35 protein-coding genes are annotated in these 23,057 nt (G+C 59.3%); 32 read left to right on the top strand and 3 right to left on the bottom strand.

The features are described 5' to 3' along the window. Nucleotides 1-21: 21 nt before the first annotated feature. From H7R73_RS13870 to H7R73_RS13860, 3 genes are read right to left on the bottom strand one after another with little or no spacing between them, the layout of a single operon-like run. A complete protein-coding gene (locus tag H7R73_RS13870; protein WP_182951243.1) occupies nucleotides 22-852 on the bottom strand; it encodes a DUF3037 domain-containing protein in 831 nt (276 codons plus the stop codon). Further along, nucleotides 849-1,622, bottom strand: coding sequence for a HipA family kinase (locus tag H7R73_RS13865; protein ID WP_232092693.1), 774 nt, complete (start codon nucleotides 1,620-1,622; stop codon nucleotides 849-851). The genes H7R73_RS13870 and H7R73_RS13865 overlap by 4 nt, the downstream gene beginning before the upstream one ends. 15 nt (nucleotides 1,623-1,637) lie before the next feature. Continuing rightward, complete coding sequence (locus H7R73_RS13860; RefSeq protein ID WP_182951239.1) at nucleotides 1,638-2,291, bottom strand: helix-turn-helix domain-containing protein; 654 nt, start codon at nucleotides 2,289-2,291, stop codon at nucleotides 1,638-1,640. Nucleotides 2,292-2,388: 97 nt separating this feature from the next. On the opposite strand from H7R73_RS13860, the gene H7R73_RS13855 reads away from it, so the two are divergent. The 32 genes from H7R73_RS13855 to H7R73_RS13700 all read left to right on the top strand — a co-directional run bounded on the left by H7R73_RS13855 (nucleotide 2,389) and on the right by H7R73_RS13700 (nucleotide 22,988). Next, complete coding sequence (locus H7R73_RS13855; protein ID WP_182951238.1) at nucleotides 2,389-2,595, top strand: helix-turn-helix domain-containing protein; 207 nt, start codon at nucleotides 2,389-2,391, stop codon at nucleotides 2,593-2,595. 18 nt (nucleotides 2,596-2,613) lie between these two features. Then, nucleotides 2,614-3,147, top strand: a complete 534-nt coding sequence (locus H7R73_RS13850; RefSeq protein ID WP_232092691.1) for a phage regulatory CII family protein — start codon at nucleotides 2,614-2,616, stop codon at nucleotides 3,145-3,147. A gap of 77 nt (nucleotides 3,148-3,224) precedes the next feature. Continuing rightward, nucleotides 3,225-3,437, top strand: coding sequence for a hypothetical protein (locus tag H7R73_RS13845; RefSeq protein ID WP_182951237.1), 213 nt, complete (start codon nucleotides 3,225-3,227; stop codon nucleotides 3,435-3,437). Further along, nucleotides 3,430-4,521 (top strand): hypothetical protein, encoded by a 1,092-nt coding sequence (locus tag H7R73_RS13840; RefSeq protein ID WP_182951236.1) that lies wholly within the window; start codon nucleotides 3,430-3,432, stop codon nucleotides 4,519-4,521. Before H7R73_RS13845 ends, H7R73_RS13840 begins: the two co-directional genes overlap by 8 nt. Then, on the top strand, nucleotides 4,499-4,987 hold the full coding sequence (locus H7R73_RS13835; RefSeq protein ID WP_232092690.1) for a hypothetical protein: 489 nt from the start codon (nucleotides 4,499-4,501) through the stop codon (nucleotides 4,985-4,987). The genes H7R73_RS13840 and H7R73_RS13835 overlap by 23 nt, the downstream gene beginning before the upstream one ends. Then, nucleotides 4,987-5,268, top strand: coding sequence for a hypothetical protein (locus H7R73_RS13830; RefSeq protein WP_182951235.1), 282 nt, complete (start codon nucleotides 4,987-4,989; stop codon nucleotides 5,266-5,268). The genes H7R73_RS13835 and H7R73_RS13830 overlap by 1 nt, the downstream gene beginning before the upstream one ends. Before the next feature lie 76 nt (nucleotides 5,269-5,344). Beyond that, nucleotides 5,345-5,722: a phage protein NinX family protein gene (locus tag H7R73_RS13825; RefSeq protein ID WP_182951234.1), complete on the top strand. Its 378-nt coding sequence runs from the start codon at nucleotides 5,345-5,347 to the stop codon at nucleotides 5,720-5,722. Beyond that, nucleotides 5,719-6,441, top strand: a complete 723-nt coding sequence (locus H7R73_RS13820; RefSeq protein WP_182951230.1) for a phage regulatory protein/antirepressor Ant — start codon at nucleotides 5,719-5,721, stop codon at nucleotides 6,439-6,441. Before H7R73_RS13825 ends, H7R73_RS13820 begins: the two co-directional genes overlap by 4 nt. Further along, on the top strand, nucleotides 6,413-7,087 hold the full coding sequence (locus H7R73_RS13815) for a DUF968 domain-containing protein (protein WP_182951749.1): 675 nt from the start codon (nucleotides 6,413-6,415) through the stop codon (nucleotides 7,085-7,087). Before H7R73_RS13820 ends, H7R73_RS13815 begins: the two co-directional genes overlap by 29 nt. Further along, complete coding sequence (locus H7R73_RS13810; protein WP_182951229.1) at nucleotides 7,074-7,460, top strand: RusA family crossover junction endodeoxyribonuclease; 387 nt, start codon at nucleotides 7,074-7,076, stop codon at nucleotides 7,458-7,460. The genes H7R73_RS13815 and H7R73_RS13810 overlap by 14 nt, the downstream gene beginning before the upstream one ends. After that, on the top strand, nucleotides 7,457-7,960 hold the full coding sequence (locus H7R73_RS13805; RefSeq protein WP_182951228.1) for a hypothetical protein: 504 nt from the start codon (nucleotides 7,457-7,459) through the stop codon (nucleotides 7,958-7,960). Before H7R73_RS13810 ends, H7R73_RS13805 begins: the two co-directional genes overlap by 4 nt. 56 nt (nucleotides 7,961-8,016) lie before the next feature. After that, a complete protein-coding gene (locus tag H7R73_RS13800) occupies nucleotides 8,017-8,277 on the top strand; it encodes a hypothetical protein (protein ID WP_197971161.1) in 261 nt (86 codons plus the stop codon). Beyond that, entirely contained in the window at nucleotides 8,274-8,564 is a 291-nt protein-coding gene (locus tag H7R73_RS13795; protein ID WP_182951226.1) for a hypothetical protein, read from the top strand. The genes H7R73_RS13800 and H7R73_RS13795 overlap by 4 nt, the downstream gene beginning before the upstream one ends. Before the next feature lie 5 nt (nucleotides 8,565-8,569). Beyond that, nucleotides 8,570-9,052 (top strand): lysozyme, encoded by a 483-nt coding sequence (locus H7R73_RS13790; RefSeq protein WP_182951225.1) that lies wholly within the window; start codon nucleotides 8,570-8,572, stop codon nucleotides 9,050-9,052. Beyond that, entirely contained in the window at nucleotides 9,049-9,276 is a 228-nt protein-coding gene (locus tag H7R73_RS13785; protein ID WP_182951223.1) for a hypothetical protein, read from the top strand. The genes H7R73_RS13790 and H7R73_RS13785 overlap by 4 nt, the downstream gene beginning before the upstream one ends. Next, on the top strand, nucleotides 9,261-9,809 hold the full coding sequence (locus H7R73_RS13780) for a DUF2514 domain-containing protein (RefSeq protein ID WP_182951218.1): 549 nt from the start codon (nucleotides 9,261-9,263) through the stop codon (nucleotides 9,807-9,809). Before H7R73_RS13785 ends, H7R73_RS13780 begins: the two co-directional genes overlap by 16 nt. A gap of 127 nt (nucleotides 9,810-9,936) precedes the next feature. Then, nucleotides 9,937-10,458, top strand: a complete 522-nt coding sequence (locus tag H7R73_RS13775) for a terminase small subunit (RefSeq protein ID WP_043851878.1) — start codon at nucleotides 9,937-9,939, stop codon at nucleotides 10,456-10,458. Further along, complete coding sequence (locus H7R73_RS13770; RefSeq protein WP_182951217.1) at nucleotides 10,451-12,493, top strand: phage terminase large subunit family protein; 2,043 nt, start codon at nucleotides 10,451-10,453, stop codon at nucleotides 12,491-12,493. The genes H7R73_RS13775 and H7R73_RS13770 overlap by 8 nt, the downstream gene beginning before the upstream one ends. Nucleotides 12,494-12,615: 122 nt before the next feature. After that, nucleotides 12,616-13,032 carry a hypothetical protein gene (locus tag H7R73_RS13765; protein ID WP_182951214.1) on the top strand — a complete coding sequence of 139 codons (417 nt, stop codon included), beginning with the start codon at nucleotides 12,616-12,618 and terminating at the stop codon, nucleotides 13,030-13,032. After that, nucleotides 13,032-14,591, top strand: a complete 1,560-nt coding sequence (locus tag H7R73_RS13760) for a phage portal protein (protein WP_182951211.1) — start codon at nucleotides 13,032-13,034, stop codon at nucleotides 14,589-14,591. Before H7R73_RS13765 ends, H7R73_RS13760 begins: the two co-directional genes overlap by 1 nt. Continuing rightward, nucleotides 14,578-16,638, top strand: a complete 2,061-nt coding sequence (locus H7R73_RS13755; RefSeq protein ID WP_197971160.1) for a phage major capsid protein — start codon at nucleotides 14,578-14,580, stop codon at nucleotides 16,636-16,638. Before H7R73_RS13760 ends, H7R73_RS13755 begins: the two co-directional genes overlap by 14 nt. A gap of 61 nt (nucleotides 16,639-16,699) precedes the next feature. After that, nucleotides 16,700-17,029, top strand: coding sequence for a hypothetical protein (locus H7R73_RS13750; RefSeq protein WP_182951208.1), 330 nt, complete (start codon nucleotides 16,700-16,702; stop codon nucleotides 17,027-17,029). Beyond that, on the top strand, nucleotides 17,030-17,386 hold the full coding sequence (locus H7R73_RS13745; protein ID WP_182951206.1) for a hypothetical protein: 357 nt from the start codon (nucleotides 17,030-17,032) through the stop codon (nucleotides 17,384-17,386). Then, nucleotides 17,386-17,727: a head-tail joining protein gene (locus H7R73_RS13740; RefSeq protein WP_182951204.1), complete on the top strand. Its 342-nt coding sequence runs from the start codon at nucleotides 17,386-17,388 to the stop codon at nucleotides 17,725-17,727. The genes H7R73_RS13745 and H7R73_RS13740 overlap by 1 nt, the downstream gene beginning before the upstream one ends. Next, a complete protein-coding gene (locus H7R73_RS13735) occupies nucleotides 17,714-18,265 on the top strand; it encodes a hypothetical protein (protein WP_182951202.1) in 552 nt (183 codons plus the stop codon). The genes H7R73_RS13740 and H7R73_RS13735 overlap by 14 nt, the downstream gene beginning before the upstream one ends. Further along, complete coding sequence (locus H7R73_RS13730) at nucleotides 18,262-18,855, top strand: hypothetical protein (RefSeq protein WP_182951200.1); 594 nt, start codon at nucleotides 18,262-18,264, stop codon at nucleotides 18,853-18,855. The genes H7R73_RS13735 and H7R73_RS13730 overlap by 4 nt, the downstream gene beginning before the upstream one ends. Beyond that, nucleotides 18,852-19,415 carry a phage baseplate assembly protein V gene (locus tag H7R73_RS13725; protein ID WP_182951198.1) on the top strand — a complete coding sequence of 188 codons (564 nt, stop codon included), beginning with the start codon at nucleotides 18,852-18,854 and terminating at the stop codon, nucleotides 19,413-19,415. Before H7R73_RS13730 ends, H7R73_RS13725 begins: the two co-directional genes overlap by 4 nt. Nucleotides 19,416-19,432: 17 nt before the next feature. After that, nucleotides 19,433-19,804 carry a GPW/gp25 family protein gene (locus H7R73_RS13720; protein ID WP_232092689.1) on the top strand — a complete coding sequence of 124 codons (372 nt, stop codon included), beginning with the start codon at nucleotides 19,433-19,435 and terminating at the stop codon, nucleotides 19,802-19,804. After that, the gene (locus H7R73_RS13715) at nucleotides 19,801-20,700 is read left to right on the top strand and encodes a baseplate assembly protein (RefSeq protein WP_182951194.1); all 900 of its coding nucleotides are present in this window, start codon (nucleotides 19,801-19,803) and stop codon (nucleotides 20,698-20,700) included. Before H7R73_RS13720 ends, H7R73_RS13715 begins: the two co-directional genes overlap by 4 nt. Then, nucleotides 20,693-21,259: a phage tail protein I gene (locus H7R73_RS13710; protein ID WP_182951192.1), complete on the top strand. Its 567-nt coding sequence runs from the start codon at nucleotides 20,693-20,695 to the stop codon at nucleotides 21,257-21,259. The genes H7R73_RS13715 and H7R73_RS13710 overlap by 8 nt, the downstream gene beginning before the upstream one ends. Beyond that, nucleotides 21,259-22,380 carry a phage tail protein gene (locus H7R73_RS13705; RefSeq protein ID WP_182951189.1) on the top strand — a complete coding sequence of 374 codons (1,122 nt, stop codon included), beginning with the start codon at nucleotides 21,259-21,261 and terminating at the stop codon, nucleotides 22,378-22,380. Before H7R73_RS13710 ends, H7R73_RS13705 begins: the two co-directional genes overlap by 1 nt. Next, nucleotides 22,380-22,988, top strand: a complete 609-nt coding sequence (locus H7R73_RS13700; protein WP_182951187.1) for a tail fiber assembly protein — start codon at nucleotides 22,380-22,382, stop codon at nucleotides 22,986-22,988. The genes H7R73_RS13705 and H7R73_RS13700 overlap by 1 nt, the downstream gene beginning before the upstream one ends. Nucleotides 22,989-23,057 lie beyond the last annotated feature (69 nt).

The following is a 23,057-nucleotide window of genomic DNA, read 5'->3' as shown; positions in this document are numbered from 1 at the left end:
GCTATAGTAAGTTGTTTGTCATTATAATTGTGAGGCGAAGGTCAAAATCCTATCTTCATCATTTGCCGATACCGTCATAATATCATTTTGTTTGAAAATGCTATTTGCCATATTAATTGCCGTATCAATGCCTCTATCAATGCTCTCTTGGGGAAGCTCAAGCGGCATTATCACGTTTCGAGGCTCAAGTATGCCGGCTCCGAATAATCTATGAAGGCGGCTGGCCCATTGCTCGGCGGTCTCAACGATCTTGTTGGGGGCGCCGCTAGTCAAGCTAAGAGGGCGAATCGCCTTCATGGTTTTGCCATTTTTCTGGTGAGTGAACGGAATACTGGCTTTTACCAGCCCCATGTCATCTTCCAAGCTACGTTGTTGGTAGTGCTTGCGTAGATCGTGCTGCTCCAGCAGAGTTCGCATTGTTCTCTCCAACTGCTCGGTTGCCGAGGGGTGCTTGGAAAAGCTGTGGTGAACGTAGTGTTGGTACAGGCCGTCCAGCGCATCTTGCAGTTCGCCATCCATGATGGCCGGCCTGACATGGCTGTAGTAGATGAGCCCTTCCTTAACCTTGGTCACCTCCTGGAACAGCGACCGCATGCCTTCCGGTGTATAGCCACGCACAGTCATCGTCTTGACGCGTTCAAGCTCGCTGGCGATGTAGCTAGTCGCCCGGTTTGGCAGTTGGCGATCCAGGTCGCTGAAAAAAGATCTTACTCTTGAAAAACTTTTAGTTTCAATACGATAGTCAAAGAATCCCACTTTGGGGGCGCACATCACCACCCCTACGTTGGCAAACTCTTCAGTTTCTCGGTAGGGGCGGAACTGCACAGTGGCATAGAGAACTTCATGCTTCATGGCGTAATCCAGCTCCAAAAATCGGGGTCATTATACTTTCTCAGTATGGGGGAGATGACATCGTTGATCACCTCTTTTCCATCGCGTCTACTGCTGTTGGCTTCCTCAATCCAGCTCTCTGGGATGGTGGCGATGATGTGAGGCAACAGCTCCATACAGCGCTGTATTCGTGTTTCATACTCCGCTTTAGTCACCATATCATCTAGGCTAACCCCCGCATTTTCACCACAAAAAACATGGTGCGTCGCCAACTTTGCAAGATCTTCATCAGGGTTTAGCGCAAGGTTGTGATCAAAAACCCAAAGTTGCTGCGGATTGAGAATGTCTTGAAGCAGATTCACGTTACCGCCTTGCCCAGACAGGGTGCGGTCACCATTTTTTATCCAAGCATCGAAAACCAGAATATCCGTTTTGAGCTGAGGTAGAACTGATAAAGAGGCTTGCCTCGTTAATGTCACAGAGGTTTCTTGATAGAGGGATGCGAAGCCAACTGTATCATCGGGCTCGTTACAAATATCGCCGTTCTGTTTGATCAGACGCGGCATATCGATCACCAGTCTGCAAGGGGGAACCGGGAGACCGAAGGCGATGGCCAGATGACCACAAATCCATTCGGCAATTAGCTCATAAGGAGGTACTTCCCCTAGCGTCTTGATGACATAGTCTTTGCCGTCACTGCATCTGCATAACCTGGCTCCGGTTCTGCCGTCGTCCATCACACGATGAATGCGGATAGCCGAATAGTGATATGTATCTATTGCCAGTTCCAATATCGTCACTCGCTGTTAACGACGCTTTCTACGGCGGCGGTGTTCCACCATGGTGCCGATGATTTGAATGGGCTGGCGGTCTGATCGCATGGTGGCGTAGTCGTCATTGAGCGGGGCCAGCTCGAAGATCTCTTTGCCGTCTTCGCTGTAGCCGCGGGGGCGGTACTTCTTGAAGGTGGCCTCTTCTTCGCCGTTCTTGGCAACCACGAAGTCGCCAGGGTGGAGCGGTTCGTCCGGGTCAATCAGCACCAGATCACCCTCGGTGAATTCAGGCTCCATGGAGTTACCCCGGATCACGATGGCAAATGCCCGCGCACCAAGATCGAGATCGGTGGTGATGTAGGCCATATTGCCGTCGCACTCACGGATTTCGTTCGGTGCTGTCCATACCCCTGCCTGTACATAGCTGATCACCGGGATTCGGTGTATGTCCGGCTGGGCTATTTCCATGTTTTGGTGGGAAGAGACAGGCGAATCGTCAGAAAACAGCTCTGAAACAGGCACGCCGAGTGCGTCCGCGATCTTGGATAGCAGCTGTGGGCTGAAGCCCTGCAGGTCGCGCTCCAATCGAGAAATATTTCCAACGTCGCTGTCCACCTGGATGGCCAGCTCGTTGATAGTCATTTTGCGCTCTTTTCGAAGCGCTCTGATTTTGGCTCCAACTTTCATTTGTCCATGATGGCAATTTATATGCGGAGCGCGCAAAGCGTGACACGCATAGTTTTGTGTGCTTGAATATGCGTGTAGCGCATATAAGGGGGCGTTCATGCTTACACCTCTTCGTAAGTTGCGAGAGCAGCAGAAGGTAACGATCAATCAGCTGAGTCAGGCGGTAGGGATTGACGTTGGCAACCTGAGCCGCATTGAGCGCGGCCTTCAAAAGGCATCGTTAGAGCGAGCCCAACGGATTGCTGATTTTTTCTCTCAAGAAATCAGCGTCATGGAAATCATCTACCCAGAGCATCGCCAGTGATTTCAGCCCGGTAACTCTATGGAAACCATCATGACAGAAGCCAAAAAAACAACCACGAGAGTCAAGCGGGATCACTCCCACGCATCTGACCCTATTGACGCCGCTTATCAGTTAAGCCGCCGGTACAACATCACCGAGCGGGCCAAGCTGATGGGCAACAAGCGCCCGACCACCCTGAACAACAAGTTCAACCCGCAGTGCGAAGACCATCACCTGACCCTGTCTGAGGCCATGGCCGTTACCGAACTGACCGGTGACAACGCCATTCTGCAAGCCTGGGCGCTGTCTCGTGGCCATGTGCTGGTGGCTCTGCCGGATAGCACGGTGAGCGAGGAAGAGTTGGCCGACCAGGTGATGACTGTCACCTCAGTGGTGGGGGCGGTGTTCGGTGAGCTGCATCTGGCGCGTCAGGACGGGGTGATTGACCCGATCGAGCGTCAGGCGATTACGGCGGCAGTGCATCGCGCCATCAGGGAGCTGTTGAGTTTGGAAGAGTCAGTGGCAAGTCAGGTTCGCCCGTTGCCAGTGGCTGTGCAAGGAGGAGCGAAGTGATGAATGGAGTTCAAAAAGATTGGGCCGGCGCTGCGGTAACAGCCCGACCCGCGGTCAATTTTCTTGGAGAAAACAACATGGATAAGCGTACCGAAGCTGGCGCCAAAGCGCAAGGCAAGCGCCGCAACGTGATCCCGGCTGTGATCCCGCGTCTGGTGGAGAGTCAGGGCCAGTCCTATCTGGTCTATGGCGGTCTGCTGCGCGGCATCAAGATCCCGGCAACCAAAGAGCAGGCAAAACGTCACCTGAGCTGCCTGATGCAGCACCTGCAGGAGGTGGCTCATGGGTAACGTCGTTCGCCTGGCACCGGCCAGCGCACCCACCACACAGCGAGGCTGCAACGTGAACGAGAACCGCCGCAGCGGGTTTGTGCTGCTGTACAAGAGCATCAAGGATGCCACGTTTTACCGTGACCCTGCTCGCAAGTCCCTGTGGCTGCACCTGCTGCTCGAGGTCACCCATGAGCGCACCGAGGATACCTTCAACGGCAACCGCGTCACCCTGAACCGTGGCCAGCTGGTTGGCTCTGCTCGTTCACTGGGTGAGGCTTGTGGCATCTCCGAAGATAGCGCCCGCCGCTCCCTGGAAGCATTCGAGCGTGACGGGATGATCACCCGCACCAGCAAGCAGGGCACCAAGGGTTACACGTTGATAACTGTTCTCAATTACGACCAGTATCAGCGCGGAGTTTCAGAACACGATGGCGCGGAGTTAGGCGCGGAGTTCAAAGCCGCATCGGATATGGGGTTGCAGGTGGTATCGCAATCTGATTGCGCGGAGTTAGGCGCGGAGTTTCACGCCGAAGATCTAAACAATATAAACAATCAAACAAGTAATGATCTTAAAGACTTTTCGTCGCAACTCGCTGACGCGAATTTCGACAAGCAGAGTGAGCAGGGCACTGGCGATGAGCTGGTCGCTGCTGAACCAGCCACCACAGGGCCGGCATCCCCCCGGCAGAAGACCCGCACCATTGCTGGCGCCGCCGTCCAGACCCCGAACGGTAAAGCGTGGGGCACCGATGAAGACCTGGAAACCGCTCAGTGGATGTTCAAGCGGGTGCTGAAACTCAACCCGACCGCGCAGGAGCCCAACTGGCCACAGTGGGCCAACGTGGTGCGCCTGATGCGCGAGCTGGACAAGCGCACCCACCGGGAGTTCTGCGAGCTGTACGACTGGGTGAGCCGGGATCCGTTCTGGTGTGCCAACGTGCTTTCCCCGCAGAAGCTGCGCGAGAAGTGGGATCAACTCGTTGCCAAGCGCAGCGCCCCATCAGCCAAGCCGCAGCACCTCTCCAACCTGATGCAGGCCCAGAAGCAGGCGCAAGCCCTGCGCGAACAGGGGGTGACCTATGACCGCAACACTCCCCTGTAACCAGGCTGGCCTTCCCGCCACCCAGGAGCCGCTGCAGGTGAGCCCCGGCATGACCATGTTCTTGGCTGACGAGTTGCTCCCGCTGATGGCCGGCCTGTGGCCAGCCAGTGCCAACCAGCTGGACGGCAATGCCCGCGGGGTGGCGATGGCCTGGGGCCTGCAGCTGCGGGGTATGACCGCCGAGCAGATCTCGGAAGCGGTGATGGCGCTGGCCAACGATACCGACCGCCAGTTCGCCCCAAGGCCGGCAGAGGTCAGGGCAGCCGCGATGGCCCTGCTGGCGCCCGTCCAGTCAGCGGTACCGATCGGGCAAACCATTTCAGTCAGGGCCTGCGAGATGATCGCCGAGGCCAGGGTATTTATGCGCTGCGGGGCCGTACTGCCCGGCCAGCTGCAAGGCGAGATCGCCGCCGTCATGGGCGAGATGCGCCAGCGTGGCGCGGTGATCAGCGGGAGGGTGATGTGATGGCAGTGACATTCAGTGAAGCCTGCGAGCGGGATATCAAGGCTGCCAAGCATGTGCGGGTCGCGGTGTACCCAGAGGTGAAGGATTGGCTGCCGGTACAGGTGCGCCTTGAGGTGTCGGATTGCCCGCGCCAGCTGGGGTTCACCTCTGCACAACACCGTGCCGGGCACTACCTGGTGCAGGATGCCGATCTCGGCGAGTTAGTGACGGCGGTAAACGCCCTGCGCGGCCAGCAACAGCGGCCTGCCACGTTGAAGATGATCAAATGCGCGATTTCATGAAGAGCACCCTGATGGTGGTGGTGATGATTGGCCTGGCTGTGTATCTGGCCGCGAATGTGTCGATGGGGGTGAAGTGATGGCTAGTGAGATCTTGGTAAAAACCGAAGAGCTTGATGGTCACGCTCTTGATTGGGCTGTAGCAGTTGCGAACGGTCTTACCGCAGAAGAAAACGGATTGCGCTATGACCTTCGCGGTCGCCCAACAGTGGCAGGCGACTTCGCTGTTTATTACCAGCCGTCAAAAAACTGGGCGCAGTGTGGCCCACTGATCCAGAAGTACAACATCTGGGTCTCAGCGCAAGGCGAGCCAACTGAATGGTCAGCATCTGTTGGGCGCAGCACTGACGAAATGTTCGGTAAAACCCCAATGGTAGCCATATGCAGAGCTCTGGTGGCTGAAAAGATTGGCGATGAAGTCATGGTGCCAGCACTTCTGGTTGGAGGTGCCGCATGAACATGACCGCACTGACCAATCCGGTGATGAGCAGCCTCGAGATCGCCGATCTGACCGGCAAAGAGCACAAGAACGTGATGGCCGATATCCGCCGGATGCTGGTGGAAATTCAATCGGCTGAAAAGTTAGCTGATTACAAGGATGGCCTTGGCCGCACCCAGCCATGCCTGTTGTTGGACAAGGAGGAGACTATTTGCCTGGTCTCCGGCTACAGCGCCGCGCTGCGGATCCGCATCATTCGCCGCTGGCAGGAGCTGGAGCAGCAGGTCCACCAGCCCGCCATGATGATCCCCCAGACGCTGCCGGAGGCGCTGCGGCTGGCTGCCGAGCTGGCAGAGCAGAAGATGGCGCTGGAGCGCAAGATGGCGCTGGAGCGCAAGGTGGCGCTGGATGCCCCGGCCGTGGAGTTTGCTAAGCAGATCGCCAGCATCGAGAAGGGGATCACCCTGTCGGCATTCGCCAAGACCGTTGGCCTGGGACCCACCAAGCTGTTCGGCATGCTGCGCGAGCGCAAGATCCTGATGAGTTGCCGGGGGGAGCGCTGGAACCTGCCGATGCAGGAGTTCGTGGACCGTGGTTACTTCGCCACCCGGGAGAGCACCTTTGAATCGAACGGGGAGAAGCGGATCAGCTTTACCCCGCTGATTACCGGCAAGGGCCAGCAGTGGCTGGTGGAGCGGTTGATCCGTGATGGCGTACTGCGCGGGGTGGCGGCATGACATCAGAGCGAAAAGTTATCGCCTTGGTTGGCTGCAGAAGGTGGCGGGCTGGTGCGGGGTGTCTCAGCTCGATCTGGGTGTGCGGGATCTCTGTTGGTGGGCGACCGTCTACAAGGTGCAGCACTGCCTGCCAACCGCCGTGCTGCGCGATGCCTGCCGCTTGCCGCCGCTGGAGCCTGAGCGCGTGCTGGTGCCTGGGCGTGGCTACAAGGAGACCGATGCCCGCTATCGCGTCAACAAGGCCGATCTGCTGGCTGATGACCCGCTGGCCGATCTGCGCCCCCGCATCAAGGCCAAACCGGCCGTTCGCCATATCAACCCTGAACCCGACGCCCTGTTTATTGGCAAGCCTAAGCGCAAGCGCTGGGAGTGCGAGCCCTATCTTGCCTTTGTGCGTCAGTTGCCCTGTGTGATTACCGGAAGCCGCGAGGGGGTGGAGGCGCACCACGTAGTGGGCCACGGCATGAGTGTGATGGGCAGCAAGGCCCATGACCTGATGGTGTTCCCGCTCGCCCACCAGCCGCACATGGAGTTGCATCAGGTCGGTTGGAAGGCCTGGGAGGCCAAGCACGGTTCGCAGCTGCAGCATGTCATCAACACACTGGAGCTGGCCTGCTCCTTGGGAGTGTTCAATGAAAAAGCCTGAGTCATTCACCGTCACCCTGCCGTGGCCACCTTCAACCAACCGGATCTGGCGCAATGTGGCGGTGAAGGGCAAGCCGCGCACCCTGCTCAGTGAGGAGGGGCGCCGGTACCGCACCAATGCGGCCCAGATGTGCATGCTGGGCGGGGTCAATAACCGCCAGCTGGCCGGCCGCCTTGCGGTGTCGCTGGTTGCCTGCCCGCCCGATCGCCGGGCGCGGGATCTCGATAACGTGCTCAAGGCTACTCTGGACGCCATGACCCATGCCGGGGTGTGGCTGGATGACAGCCAGATCGATCTGTTGAGCGTGGAGCGTGCCCAGGTGGTGAAGGGTGGCGAACTGCGGGTGACCATTTCAGTGAGGGAGGCGGCATGAGGAGCGCGCTGGCCGAGTTGCCCCGCAGCGTGCGGGAGATCGCAGAGGTGATCGGGGTGGAGCAGGCGCTTTATCTGGTTGGCCAGTTGCCGCGCTGCTATGAGCGTGATCACCGCTACCCTGGTGCCAAGCGCTCTTGCGTGATCCTCTACGTGCCCAAGACCCTGCGCCCCGATCACCCGCTGGTGACCATTCTCGGCTGGCCGGATGCTGACAAGCTGGTGAAGGAGTTCGGCGGCGAGATCCTGCAGCCCGGCAACTGCATGGACATCTACCGCCGGTTTCGGGATCAGGCCATCGTGAAGATGCTCAAGGATGGCACCCCCTCTGCCTATATCGCTGAAATCATGGGGCTGTCTGAGCGTCAGATAAGAAATCTGGCGCGGGCAGAAATCCCCCAAGAGGATAGCAAAGCTGCAATTGGCAACACTCAGAGAGGTAAGAGCACCGGAGCTATACCAATGAAAAACAACATGTGGGCCCGCACAGCATGGGCCTGATAGAGCGAATCCTCACAAATGCCGAGTGGGCCCTCGCGGGCCTTATCGGCGCCTTGGTGGCCGTCCCTTTCCATGAAGAACTGCGCACCTGGAAGGGGCGCGTGGTCTTTATCGGTACCGGTGCGGCTTGCGCCTACTTCACCACGCCCCTGGCCATCAGCATGTACAGCATCGATCCCGGCCTCGCCGGTGGGGTCGGCTTTTTGCTGGGCGCCTTTGGCGGCTCACTGCTGGCGGCCGGCCTGCGCACCATCAAAGGGCTGGACCTGATTGAGCTGGTGAAAGAGCGCTTCAGTCGAACAGGAGGCGGTCAATGATGTTCCTCAACTCCATCGCCGTGACGGTCATTGTGCTGTGGGCCTTCTGGTGCTGGTTGTCGCCAGATATCCACGATGGGCTCATCGGCAAGGTGTTGTGCTTGCTGTTGATGCTGGCGGCGCTGGGGGTGCTGAGCAATCCCGGGCAAGAAGCTGAGGCGCTGCTGAATCTGTCGGTGGCTTCTCTGGCGATCCGCCATTGGTGGATGAAGACCTATTTCCCACGGGTACGTGATTTTGTCCTGCGTCAGCTCAGGTGCAAAGACTGCCCCAATAAGCCGGAGTGAGCATCATGAGACTGTCACAGCACGGCGTCGCCGTGGCCCATTACTTCGAGCAGTGCAAGCTGAAGGCATACCCTGACCCTGGCAGCGAGAACGGCGAGCCCTGGACGATTGGCTGGGGGCATACCGGCCCCGAGGTGAAGCCGGGGTTGGTGTGGACGCAGGAACAGGCCGATGCCGCGTTCTTGATCGACGTGACCCGCTTCGAGCGTGATGTGGTGGCGCTGGTCAAAGTGCCACTGACCCAGGGCCAGTTTGATGCCCTGGTGTTGTTCGCCTACAACGTCGGCCGCAAGGCGCTGGCAGGCTCCACTCTGCTGCGCATGCTCAACGCCGGCGCCTATGATGCTGCAGCGCTCCAGTTCCGCCGCTGGAACAAGAACGACGGCCGGGTAATGCGCGGGCTTATCCGTCGCCGTGCTGCCGAGGAATGCCTGTTCCGTGGCATGGGCGGCGCTGCTGCCATTCAGAAGGGAGTGGCGGCAGCATGATGGAGATACTGAAACACCTACTGGACCTGCTGGTGCAGCGCTTCATCACCGAAGACGTGGCGCTTGAGCTGTTGGAAGACGGTTGTCACCCGGTGTGCAGCATGGAAGACGTGCGCCCTGGTGAGGAGTTCGACGGCATCGTTGCCATGCGTTCGTTCACGTGGCTGAACGTGGCCTCTTTTCCCCGCATCGTCGGTGAGGTGCGGCCATGGGCAGCGAGATGATGCGCCGCGCCCTTCCATATCTCCTGGCGATCGCCGGTGTGCTGGCCTGTCTGTGGTGGGCCTACAGCCATGGTGTCAGCGTCACCACCACCGAGTGGCAGGGCAAGTGGGACAAGCAGGCGCGGGAGTTGGCCGAGGCGAAGACAAAGGCCCTGGAGCTGGTGCACGAGGAAGAACAGCGCCGGCAGAGAGCCATTGATGAGGTGAGACAACATGCAGAACAACAGATTGCCCGGGCTGAAGCTGATGCTGCTGCTGCCGATGCTGCTGCTGACAGCATGCGCGACACAGCCGAGCGCCTGGCAGCAAGAGCAGGTAAGTGCCCCAGTAATTCCGCCACTGCCCAGTCAGGCGCGCCAGCAGCCGAGCCCAGCGTGGTGCTCGCCGACGTGCTCGGCAGGGCTGACGCGAGAGCGGGGGAGCTGGCAGCAGCTTATGACCGCTCAAGAGCCGCAGGGTTAGCCTGTGAGCGGGCCTACGACACGCTGCGCAACCAAACCAAGGGGCTTCGACGTGCTGCATCAGGGCAGTGACGTGCCACAAAGGTACTTCCTCCGGGGGGCTCCCCTGCGGGGGCATAGTCTCCGCGGTATTTGATATCTGCGTGGGCCGCAAGATAAGAATTTCTAATTATAACTAAAGCCTCGATAAGGGTTCGTTATGGCAGTCAAGAACGCCGGCCAGAATGTCAACAAGTCAGAGCTGTGCGTGATCATGGGGGTTAGCCCCCCGACTGTTGACGGATGGGTGCGCAACGGCTGCCCGATCACTCAGAAAGGATCCCGCGGGGTTGCCGCCACTTTCAATACTGCCGATGTGATGAAGTGGCTACGCGACAAAGCCCGGGATGAAGGCCGCGGCACGGCGCAGGCGTCTGAGGAAGAGCTCAAGCTGCGCAAGCTGGCGGCGGAGGCTGAGAAGGCCGAACTGGAGCTGGCGAAGGCAAAGGGGGAGGTCGCCCCCGTCCGTGAGTTCGAGCGGGCCACCGCGGCATTGATGGCGGTGATCCGGCAGAACGTGATGCAGGTGCCAGGCCGCGCGGTGATGCAGCTGATCGGCTGCAGCGATGAAACCGAGTTCAAAACCAAGCTGAGAGCAGAGCTGGTGCTGGCGCTGGAGACTGCGGCAGAAGATGACCAACTGCTCGATGATGACGAGGAGCAAGACGGGGACGATGACTAAGGCGCACCAGTTCAGCAATCCGGTTGCTGTTGCCGAGGCGCTGCGCCGTGCGACGGTAAACCTGATCCCACCTGCGGATGTGCTGCCAAGCGTTTGGGCAGAGGATAACGTCCGCATCCCGGTCGGTAACGCCAAGCCAGGCCCGATCCGGTTTGATAACGCCCCGCCACAGCGCGGAATGATCGATGTCATCAAGCAACCCGGGATCCGCCGCGTCACCTACAAGCTGGGTGCCCAGATGGGCAAGACCACCATTCAGCAGTGCATTGCTGCCTACTTCATCAAGCACGAGCCGAAATCCCAGATCTTCGCCCAACCATCTCAGGGCGACATCCAGACATTTCAGGAGACAAAGCTGCGCCCGATGCTGGACGCCAACCCTGAGCTTTCCAGCGTCATGGCCAAGCAGCGCGGGCGGGAAGGGGTCAACAACAGCCGGATGATCTCCTATATCGGCGGCTGGCTGATGTTCTGCTGGTCAGGCTCACCGAAAACAGCCCGCGGCCGCTCTGCTCCTGTGATCCATCAGGACGAGATCGACGGCTATGATCCACTGCCAGAGGGGGATTTCAGTGAGCTGCTGGCCCAGCGGGCGGCATCGTTCGGGGATGAAGCGCTGCGCACCGAGTCAAGCACCCCCACCATTGAAGGCTCTAGCCGGATCTCCATCGCCTACGAAGAGGGTGATCAGCGCCGCTTCTATGTGCCGTGCCCGCACTGCGGCCACGCCCAGGTATTGAAGTGGGAAAACGTCACCTGGCAAGGCCGCCTATCCACTGGCATTGATGATGCAGAGGAGGATATCGGCAAGGAGCACCTGCCGGAGACGGCTGGCTATGCCTGCGAGGGATGCGGTGCTATCTGGACGGATGGCGAGCGCATAGCATCGATACGGGATGCCGAAAAGAACGGGGGAGGGTGGCGCGCAGCCAAACCATTCAGGGGGCATGCCTCATTCCACGGCCCAGAGATGTTGAGCACCTTCCGCAAGATGCGGGATATCGTCCAGTCCTACCTAGACAAGCTGTCAGTTGGCGACATGCAATCCTTCGTCAACGTCTCGCTGGCAGAGGTCTATGCCGAGAAGGGCGAGAAGGCTGATCCGTCCGGGCTGCAACTGCGCGCTGAAGAGTATCGCGCCGATGTACCGATGGGCGGCCTGTACCTGACCGCCGGGATCGATATGCAGATGGACCGCCTCGAGTGCGAAATCGTGGCATGGGGCGAGGCAGATGAAAGCTGGTCTATCGCCTACTACGTGCTGTGGGGTGACCCGCTGCAGCAGGATGTCTGGGACGATCTGGATGATGTGCTGGCAGGCACTTATCAGCACGAATCCGGCGCGATAATGTCGATCAGCTCGGCTTGTCTTGATACTGGCGGTACCAACGGTATGACCCAGGCGGCCTATGACTATGCCAAGGGAAAGACCGGTCGCCGCCTGTTCGCCATCAAGGGGATCCCGGGGTGGGGCCGCCCCATCGTTGAAAAGCCGCAGCGCAAGCAGTCAGGCAAGAACTCCCGCAAGGTCGATTTGTTCAGGGTAGGCGTTGATGAGGGCAAGCTGATCGTGATGCGCCGTCTGGCCGCTACGGTCGGAGCTGGCGAGAGAACAAGCGGCCCAGGCTACTGCCACACACCGACAGTTCGGGATGCCGAGTGGTACAAGCAGATCACCGCCGAAAAACTGGTCACCAAGTACGTGAAGGGTCAGCCATACAGGGAGTGGCACAAACCGGATCGGGCCCGCAACGAGGCGCTGGATTGCCGGGTGTATGCCTATGCTGCACTCAAGATAATGAATCCTTCATTCAAGCGGCTGGCCGAGCGTTTCGCCAATCCTGATGAAGACGCGGCGCCAACCCATAAACCAACCGCCAAGCGGCCAGCGCAGGGGGGCCACATCAAGCCGGAAGGGCAGAAGGAAATCCCCCAAGAGGAAGCAAAACCCACGCAAACCCAGACTAAACCCACGATCAAGCGCTCCAAATCCGTCTCGGGGCGCAATAAAGGCGGATGGGTGAGGGGCTGGTGAGCTGCAATTTTCCTGCAAAAATCGGAGCCGGGTTAACGTTTAACCTGTTGCTGACATTAACCGCATACCCTGCTCCCGCGTGGAGCGTCTTTGTCTCCCTGCGCGGCCCCGGAGCGATGACCATGACCGCCACCTCGGAAGGGTCTCAGCATCGCTTTCGTGCCGAAGTCACCGAAACTTCGGGCTGGGTTCCCGGTGATTACTGGTACACCCTGCGCGCCGTTGATGCCGCGACCAGTGAAATGGTCGAGGTGGAGTGTGGGCAAGTCACCATCACCCCGGATCTGATCAATGCCCCAGTCGGTTTTGATGGCCGGACGCCAAACCAGATCGCCCTCGATGCCATCGAGGCTGTGATCGCCCAGCGGGCCACGCTGGATCAGGAGCGGTACCGCATCAACAACCGCGAGCTCTATCGCACCTCTATCCCCGATCTGCTCAAGCTGCGCGACCACTATGTTCGACTGGTCAAGCGTGAGCAGGATCTCGCCTGCGGCCGTAACCCGTTTGGCAACACCGTCAGAGTGAGGCTCCGCTGATGTTCGCATGGTTCAAGCGTAAATTCGCCAAAAGCGAAGCTGCCCCGGCACAGCAAGAGCGCCACTTTATGCGCAACCGCACCGGCGCCCGCATGTTTGCAGCCGCCCGGCAAGACCGGCTCGGTACCGCATGGGGTGGCACCCCGCTCACCGCCGATGAAATTGTTGATCGCAATCAGGTTGTGCTGGTGGCCCGCTCCCGCGAGCAGTCAGCCAATAACGATTACGGTCGCTCCTTCCTGCGCATGTGTCGGCAAAACATCGTCGGCCCGAAAGGGGTAATGCTACAGGCCCAGAGCATGACCGCGCGCGGCAAGCTCGACAACGCCGCCAACCAGGCGATCGAAGATAGCTGGCTGGAGTGGGGCAAGCGCCAGAACTGCGATGTGACCGGCCGCCGCTCATGGCGCGCCATTCAGAACAACTGCATCACCAGCGCCGCCAAAGATGGCGAGTTCATGGTGCGGCTGGTGTTCGGTGCCGATGGCGGGCCGTGGGGATTTGCCCTGCAAGTGCTGGATCCGCAGCGCTGCCCAATCAACCTGAACGACCAGCGCCCGCGCACTGGTGCCTTTATCCGGCAAGGGATTGAGTTCAACCGCTACGGCCGCCCGCTTGCTTACTACTTCACTACCACCGACGAAAGCGAAGCCGATTACCACTGGGGCGGCAAAAGATATGTGCGGATCCCGGCGGAAGAGATCGTTCACGGCTTTCTCGAGGATATGGTGGGCCAGAAGCGCGGCCTGCCGTGGATGGCGACCGCCCTGTTCCGTATGCGCCAGCTCGGCGCCATGGAAGAGGCGGCCATCATCAAGGCCCGCACCGGCGCCAACCAGATGGGCTTTATCGAGTGGGATGATGGTTTTGGCCCAGAGACAAAAGAGAAAGACGATGAAGAGCTGACTATCGAGAGCGAGCCAGGCGAATGGCGAGTGCTGCCGTCCGGTGCCCGCGTTAAAGAGAGCAATCCGCAATACCCGACCGGTGAGTATGCCCCCTTCTACAAGCAAGCCCTGCGCGGCATGGCCGCCGGATTCGGGGTGCTTTACAACAACCTCGCCAGCGATCTGGAAGGGGTCAACTTCTCCAGCATCCGGCAGGGCACCCTCGATGAGCGCGAGCACTGGAAGGATCTGCAGGAGTGGCTGATCGAAAGCCTGATCGAACCTGTGTTCGAGGCATGGCTGCCCCGCGCACTGCTGGCTGGCTTGATCAAGGTCAAAGGCAAACCTCTTCCAGCAGAGCGCCTCGATCAATATCGAGTCGTTGAGTGGCAAGCCCGCCGCTGGCAGTGGATCGACCCGCGCGCCGATGTGAACTCCGCCGTCGAGGCCAAGAACAACATGTTGACCAGCCCGGGCAAGATTATCCGCGAGCAGGGTCAAGACCCGCAAACCGTCTGGCAAGAGTCGGCCCGCGATGTCGCCGCGATGATCGAGGCCTACAAATCGGAAGGGATCGACGAAGCCACCGCCAAAGAACTGGTATTGCTCTCCATGGGCAGGCCACAACCGAAAGTTGCACCCACCGGAGGGAACACCAATGAAGCCGCGTAGCCTGAGTAGCCTGATCGGCGCATACATGACCCGCGATGGCGGCCAAGGCAAGGCACTGCCTGACTTCAACGCCAAAGGCTCCATGCACCGCGACATGGAGGTTGACAGCTTTGACGTTGATAAACGCACCGTGTCGCTGGCTTTCTCTTCCGAGCTTCCCGTTGAACGCTGGTTTGGCTTTGAGGTGCTGGATCACTCTCCGAGCAGCATCCGTCTTGACCGCCTGCGTGATGGCGCTCCGCTGCTGCTTAATCACGACTGGGATGACCAGATCGGCGTGATTGAGTCGGTAACTATCGGAGATGACCGCCGGGGCCGCGCCATCGTCAGATTCAGCCGCAACAAGGATGCCGACGAGATTTTTCAGGATGTGATGGACGGCATCCGCCGCCATGTGTCCGTGGGGTACCGGATCCTGGCCGCGAAGCTAGAAGAGATCGAAGGTGGGGATGATACCTATCGGATTATCGATTGGGAGCCCTACGAAATTTCCATCGTCAGCGTTCCGGCAGATCCCTCTGTTGGCGTGGGCCGCTCACTGGAAATCCCCCAAGAGGATGGGAAACGGCACATTGGTGAAACTGCAATCACTGAAAGTGGCGCGACCGCTAAAGACTCAACTACTGAGGAAGTCAGAAAGATGGAAAAAACACTGCGTGACGGCAAGGGCAATCTGGTACGCGCCCTGGTTGATGCCGAAGGCAAGATCCTCGAAGTGCTCGAGGTACTGGAAGAGGCTGGCGCAGATGTTCGTGCGGCCCAAAACAACGCGGCCAAGGCCGAGCGCGAGCGTACCGCATCCATTCTGCAGATGGGCACCCAATACGACTGCCGAGAACTGGCCGAAAAAGCCGTTGCCGCAGGCGATACCGTAGACGTCTTCCGCGCTGCGGTGCTGGATCACATCAATACCCGCGGCGCCAAGAAGCCAGCAGGCCAACCGGCCCAGCCTTCCCAGCGCTCCGGCACTCCGCTTTCCGAGATGCAAAGCGCCGATATCGGCCTGACCGATCAGGAAGTGCGCAATTACAGCATCTTCCGTGCAGTGCGCGCTCTGCAACCCAACGCAACCCGGGCTGACCGCGAGGCGGCTGCATTCGAACTCGAGTGCTCCGAGACCGCCCAGCGTCAACTCGGCAAGACCGCCCAAGGCATCCTGATCCCGCAGGACGTACTGAACTCCCGCGCCTTCAATGCTGGCGGTGCAGCCAATACCCCGAACGGTGCGCAGTCCGGCCAGAATCTGGTCGATACCACCTTTATGGGTGGCAGCTTTATCGACATGCTGCGCAACCGCACCACCATCATGCGCCTGGCCACCACCATGGGTGGACTGGTTGGCAACGTGGATATCCCCCGTCAAACCGGTGGCGCGACCGCCTACTGGCTGGGTGAAGGTGAAGATGCGCAAGAAGGAACCCCGAACATCGGTCAGCTCGAGCTGTCTCCCAAGACCTTGGGTGCTTACACCGATATCACCCGCCGTCTGCTGATGCAGTCCAGCATTGATGCCGAAGGCATCGTGCGCCGTGATCTGGTCAATGCCATGGCGCAGGCCATCGACTTTGCCGGTTACTACGGCAGCGGAGCTGGCAACCAGCCGCGCGGCATCAAGAACTACACCGGGATCAACGCCGTTGACTTTGCTGCGCTGTGGCCTACCTATGCCGAGCTGGTGGCGATGGAATCCGAGATCGCGGCTGACAACGCCGATATCGGCCAGATGGGTTACATCGGTAACGCCCGTTTCCGCGGAAACTGCAAGTCAAGCGCCAAGTTTGGCACCGGCACCGAGGCAACAATCTGGGAGCCTGGTAACACCGTCAACGGATACCAATGCGAGATCAGCAACCAGATCGCCCAAGGCGATGTGTTCTTCGGCAACTTCGCCGACATGCTGATCGGTATGTGGGGCGGTCTGGATCTGACCGTTGACCCGTACAGCCTGAGCAAATCCGGCGGCCTGCGCATCGTGGTGTTCCAGGACGTTGACTTTGTCCTGCGCCGTGTTGAGTCGTTCTGCTGGGGCAGCCAGAACGTCGCGTAATTAAGGGGTGGCCGCCTTCCATTCAAGATGGCGGCCATCTTCCATCCAAGAGGGTGACCGGATGAAAAGTTATGTATTGAAACTGACCTGTGCGATCGCCATCGATGGCCAGATCCACAAGGCTGGTTCACTGGTGGAAGTGAGCGAGGCGGAGGCCAAAAACTTCCTTCATCGCGGCAAGGCGGTATTGGCCACCGAAGAAGATGGCGTGGAGCTGCAGGAAGAGCAGACCGGCACGGATTATTCCAGCTGGACCAAACCTGCCCTGCTCGAGTACGCCAAGACGCGCGGTCTGGAAGTGGCCAGCGGCATGACCAAGGATCAGATCATCGATGTTATCGAGGCAGCGCCTGCTGCTGGTGATGACACCGATCAGAAAGAGGGCGAGTAAATGCGCGGTGTAACCCGAATCGTACTGGCCGTATCGGCCTCCATCACCTCCTCCGGTAACGGCGCGGCGGTCAACGTCAGTGATTTTCAAGGCATCTGCCAGATCATCATGAACTCTGGCCCCACCAACGCTGGCACCAGCACCACCAAGCTGCAGCACAGCGATGATGGCTCTACCAACTGGACTGATGTGCCCAACGGCGCATTCCCGGCTGTCGGTACCACTGCCGCCGCCCCGTCGATCACCATGAACGCCGACGCACTGAAAAAGTTCGTGCGGGTGGTGGATACCCTGGCTGGCGGCGCCAACGCCGTGGTGCGCGGGGTGTCGCTGGTCGGCCGTAAGCAGTATACCTGATGCGCGGGCCGTCCTGGGAGAACCTGGACGCCTTCCTGCAATTGGATAGTAGCGGCGGGTTTGCAACACCCGCCGTTGTTCATTTTGGGGATGGCAGTACCAGAACCATTTCGGTGATCTTCGATGATCCCTACCTCAACGCCCAGCTTGGCGAGTATGAGGCCGACACCAGCGAGCCGCGCATCAGTGGCAAAGAGGTTGATATGGTAGGCATCAGCCGGGGTGATGAGGTGGTGGTGGCCGGAGAGCGGTTTGATGTGATGACCAGCCCGCAGGCAGACGGAACCGGCTGGGCGCTGGTGACGATGGCACGGCAGGGGCCACAGCATGCTGCACTTTGATATTGATTGGCAAGACCTGCTGCGCATTGGTGAAGATCTGCAGGCCAGCGACAAGCAAATCAAATTCGCGCTATCCAGAGCGCTGCGCCGAACAGAAGCAAGTTTGCGCAAACTCTCATCAAAAGGCTTGCCGAAAGTGCTTGGCTTGCGAGTGGCAGCGGCTCTGCGCAAGCGGTTACGCTCCATCAAGCTGAGGGCAACACCGGGATCTGATGGCGTGGCTCTCTGGTATGGGCTTAATCCACTGCCTGTCAGCAGCTTCAAGGGGCGAATTCAGCAGGACGACGGCGGGGCATGGAAGAAGGATTATTACTTTGATGATGCCTTTGTTGCCAAGAGCAGCAAGAAAGGCCAGAACACCATCTTCAAGCGCAAAGGAAAGGATCGACTGCCTATCGTTGAGCAGTCGATAACCATTGAAGATGCCGCATTTGTCTATATCGAGGATGAGGTTTTCGAGCAGACCCTCGATATTTTTTGGCGCCACTTTATGCGCGACCTCAAGGCCCGCGTCAAATTCCAGATAGGTGAGCGATGAACGCCAATACCAATATCGATCTTTCCGTTGTTCACGATGCCATCGTGGCCGATATCAAGGCCGCTTTCCCCAACCTGCAAACGGTCGAGTTCTACCGCGAAGATCGCAAATCACTGGTCACCCCGGCCTGTCTATTGGAGCTGACCGAACTGGAGGCCGATCCCGATAACGACCCCGGAACCGAGCAGCTGGCCGTGCTGGCAAAGTTCGAGGCGGAGCTGGTGATCGGGTTTCGGGCGCAGGCTGGTAGCATGGCCAAGGCCAAGCTCTCCATCCGGATGCTGGCTGCCGCATTGGAGGCGTGGCTGCGGATGCGCAGATGGACCAACCCTGCCGACCAAGCCAAGAAGCTGCCAACCGGCGAGGCGATGGTGATAGGCGCCTATCAGGATGACTTCTCGGTGATGGGCCGCCGGCAGGATCAGGATCTCTCACAGTTCGAGGTATGGCGGGTCGAGTGGCAGCAGCGGCTGCACCTTGGCGAAACCGTCTGGACTGATGAAGGCATCACACCTACCACCATTTTCAGCGGTGTTGCACCGGATATCGGCCTTGGCAACGAAGATAAATACACCCAGGTGGCACCATGAACGATTACAGCATTGGTGAGCTGTCGCGCCAGATTGCCAACCTGATCAGGGTAGGGGAGGTCATAGATAAAGATTTCTCAGACCCTGATGCGCCTCGAGTCAAGGTGGCCGTCTCCGGCTTCGAATCTGATTGGCTGCCGTTCGGTGCAGATCGGGCAGGGCACACCAAGACTTGGAGCCCGCTCAGCGTTGGCGAGCAGGTGCTTATCCTGTCACCGTATGGCGATCTTGGGCAGGCTGTCATCGTCTGCAGCTTGTACTCGGAGAGTAACCCCGCTCCGTCCAGCGGAGACAACGTTGAAAAGACGGTATTTCATGATGGCAGCACCGTCAGTTATGACAGCGTCAGCCACACCCTGAACGCCATTATCGACGGCACCACCATCGCCGCCGATCGCGGACGTATTGCCCTTGGCGTTGGCGGAGTGACCTTCGTCATCACCGCTGGCGGGCTTGATATTCAAGGTGGGCAGGTGACCCACAACGGCAAGAATATCGGGTCAGATCACGCCCACAGCGGCATTCAGCGCGGAAACCAGAACTCAGACGGACCAGTCTGACGGAAATCCCCCAAGAGGTGCTGAACGTGGTGGCTGGCAACAATGCAACCATGAACGGCACCAACTCACTCACAGGCAAGCGCCTGAGCGGGATCCAGCACCTGCGCCAAAGCATCACCGACATATTGGGTACCCGTATCGGCACCCGAGTGATGCGCCGCACCTATGGCAGCCGGATCCCCAGCCTGATTGATGCCCCCATGAATCGCGCCATGCTGATCGACATCTACGCCGCCACGGCGGAGGCGCTGCAGCAATGGGAACCCCGCTTCAGCCTTGAGCAGGTGCAGGCCGTTGCCGCATCCCCCGGTTATATCGAGCTGGATCTGTATGGCGAGTATCTGCCAGACGGTCAGAAGGTAACCATCGATGGAGTCGTTATCAAATGACCAGTGCATTTACTGCCGTGAATTTGTCACAGTTACCGCCGCCGGTGGTGGTGGAGCAATTGGACTTCGAAACCATTTTTGCCGAGATGCTGGCCGATCTGCAGAGCCGGGACCCGGTGTTCTCCGCGCTGGTGGAGAGCGACCCCGCATACAAGATCCTGGAAGTCGCCGCCTATCGCGAGGTGCTGCTGCGCCAACGGGTCAATGAATCCGCCAAGGCGGTGATGCTGGCCTTTGCGCAAGGGGCTGATCTTGACCAGATCGGCGGTAACTATAACGTTGCCCGGTTGGTGCTGGTGCCCGGCGATCCAGATGCCATCCCGCCCACCGATGATGTGATGGAGGCTGACGATGACTATCGCCTGCGCATCATCTTGTCCCTCGAGGGGTACACCACGGCGGGCTCCATCGGCAGCTATGTCTATCACGCCCTCAGTGCCAGCGGTGACGTGCTGGATGTGGGGGTAGATAGCCTGGTGCCGGGGCTGGTAAACATCGCAGTGCTCTCGCGCACCGGCACCGGCGTGCCGCCACAGGCAACGCTGGATGCAGTGATTGCAGCCACCAACGCCGAGACAGTGCGGCCGCTGTGCGACACAGTGGCTGTGTCTGCCGCCGACGTGGTGAACTTTCAGATCAATGCCGTGCTCGACTTCTTCCCCGGGGTGGGGCAACAGCAGGTGCTTGATGCTGCCACTACCAGCGCGCAAGCCTATGCCACCGAGATGCACAAGTTAGGGATGGATATCACCCTCGATGGAGTATATGCCGCTCTGCGCCGCCCGGGGGTGCAGAAGGTTAATCTCTCTTCACCGGCTGCTGATATCCCTATCCAGTGGAATCAGGCCCCTCACTGCACCGCCATCAATATCACCGCCGGGGTGATCCGTGAGTAGCTCATCACTGCTGCCATCAAGCTCCAGCGCCCAAGAGGTTGCACTGGCGCTGACCGTCCCCCGCCTGTCTGATGTGCCGATCCGCACCCGCGAGATATGGAGCCCTGACAACTGCCCGTCAGATCTGCTGCCGTGGCTGGCGTGGGCGTTCGGTTGCGATGAGTGGTCACCGGATTGGTCTGATGAGGCAAAACGCCAGACCATCCGCGAGGCGGTATCGGTACAGCGCCGCAAGGGGTCCGTGTGGTCTGTTCGCCGCGCCCTTGCCAATGCCGGTTACGGCACTGCGCAGATCATCGAGGGGATTTACGGGGCAACCTATAACGGCGCTCTCAAGTATGACGGCCTATCAACCTTTGGCTCTCCGGATGAGTGGGCCAAGTACCGTGTCATTCTTGACCGACCGATCACCAACAAACAGGCAGAGCAGGTGCGCCGCATCCTGAAATATACCGCGCCGGCACGCTGCCACCTGGTTGCATTGATTTACACCGAGGTTGCCAACCTGTATGACGGGGCACTTCGTTATGACGGCACCTATAACTACGGGACTGCATAATGGCAAACGTAACAGAGACCCCCAGCTATGATGCTGGCATCTATCAAATAGAAACCACGGATCCGGTGCTAGGCGGCCCTAATGGCATTGCCAACGTCCAGGCGAAAGGGCTGGCAAACCGAACCGCATTTCTGAAACAGCAGATCGATCAGCTCAATTCAGGCCAGTTAACCCCGGCATGGATCGCATCGCAAGACTATGTGCAGGAACAGTTGCAGAAGCTTGACGCCAAGCAGAGCGTGCGTGCTGCTACCACAGCCAATATCACCCTCTCTGGCGTCCAGACCATAGACGGTGTGACACTGACGGTTGGCGATAGAGTGTTAGTAAAAGACCAGACGGCTGCTGCGAAGAACGGTATTTATCTGGTAGCTGCTCAGGGATGGACGCGAGCTACCGACGCAGATAATGGCACCAAGCTGACCAGCGGCGCCCGTGTCTATATCGAAGAGGGCGCAGCCAACGGCGCGCGGGTGTGGTATCTGGCCACGGCGGGGGCAATCACCCTCGACACCACCATTTTGCAATTCAAGGACGAACACCCAGTGGCTAGTCAGCAGCTTGCTGGGGTGTCGCGCTTTGCGACGGAATCCGAGGCTATCTCAGGGATTCTCAGTAATATTTCCGTTGCCCCCAAAGAGATGAAAGCGGCGATGGAAGCGCTGCTCGATATCGTGGCCCCCATCGGCGTGCCCATCCCCTGGGTGGCTGCCACCCCGCCCAACAGCCGATTTCTTATCGCCCAGGGGCAGATCTTCGACAAAGCCGCCTACCCCAAGCTGGCGGCGCTATGGCCAGCTGGCGTGATCCCGTTCGATATGCGGGGTGAGTTCCCTCGAGGGTGGGATAATGGGCGGGGAATTGATGTCGAACGAGCAATTTTGAGTCATCAAGGCTCTCATGTGGGGTATATCAAATTCACATTGGGCACATATGGCGGATCATTCGAGCCTGGGACAGTTTTCGTGTCTGATGATCTCACCATCGCCGGCCAAAACCAAACTGGTTCCCCATACCAAATAAACAACGCTAATTCCCCTGCCGGTGGGGACGTTTATGTTGTGCCTCATGATAACCGTCCAACAAACATCGCGTTTAACTACATCATAAGGGCCGCCTAATGAACCAACCGAGAGCAATTTTGGGCCAAAACGGCTTTGCCGAGGCCGATGGCTGGGCGCAAGCCTACTGCGTCGATCACATCACGAGCGAATATCTGGGTGCCATGGATGCGTGGGTATCAACCGGCACCGGTCTTCCTGTCGGCGCCCATCTCGACCCCCCGCCCGCGCGCCAGCCGGGCAAGGCCATCATCCGTGCGGCGGGTGACTGGCAGCTTGTCGATGACTATCGCGGCCAAGCCGCCTACATCAAGCTCACCGGCGCAAAAACCGAGATCACCGAGCTCGGCGAAATCCCTCTCTCGCTCACCCTGCTCGCCCCCTCATCGCCATATGACATCTGGGATGACGAGGCCGGGGCGTGGATCAAAGATGAGGCCGCCGAAGCGGATGCGGCGATCGCCCAAGCCCAGGCTGCCCGCGCCGCACGGGTCAGCGAAGCCGCGCAGCACATCGCCATCCTCGATGACGCCGTCGATCTCGGCATCGCCACCGAGGCCGAACAGGCCGCCCACACCGCCTGGCGACAATATCGCGTCCTGCTGACTCGCCTCGATCTCAGCCAGCAGCCAATTGCGTGGCCTCCCAAGCCAGCCACTGCTAGCTGACCAACCACCCCGCCCCGTGCGGGGTGTTTGGCACTGGAAATCCCCCAAGAGGATGGGAATGCACCGCAA

It is taken from the genome of Aeromonas sp. WP2-W18-CRE-05 (assembly GCF_014168615.1).
Classification (GTDB): domain Bacteria; phylum Pseudomonadota; class Gammaproteobacteria; order Enterobacterales; family Aeromonadaceae; genus Aeromonas; species Aeromonas caviae.
Note: the sequence above shows the minus strand (reverse complement) of the source record. Positions and strands in the feature narration are given on the sequence as shown.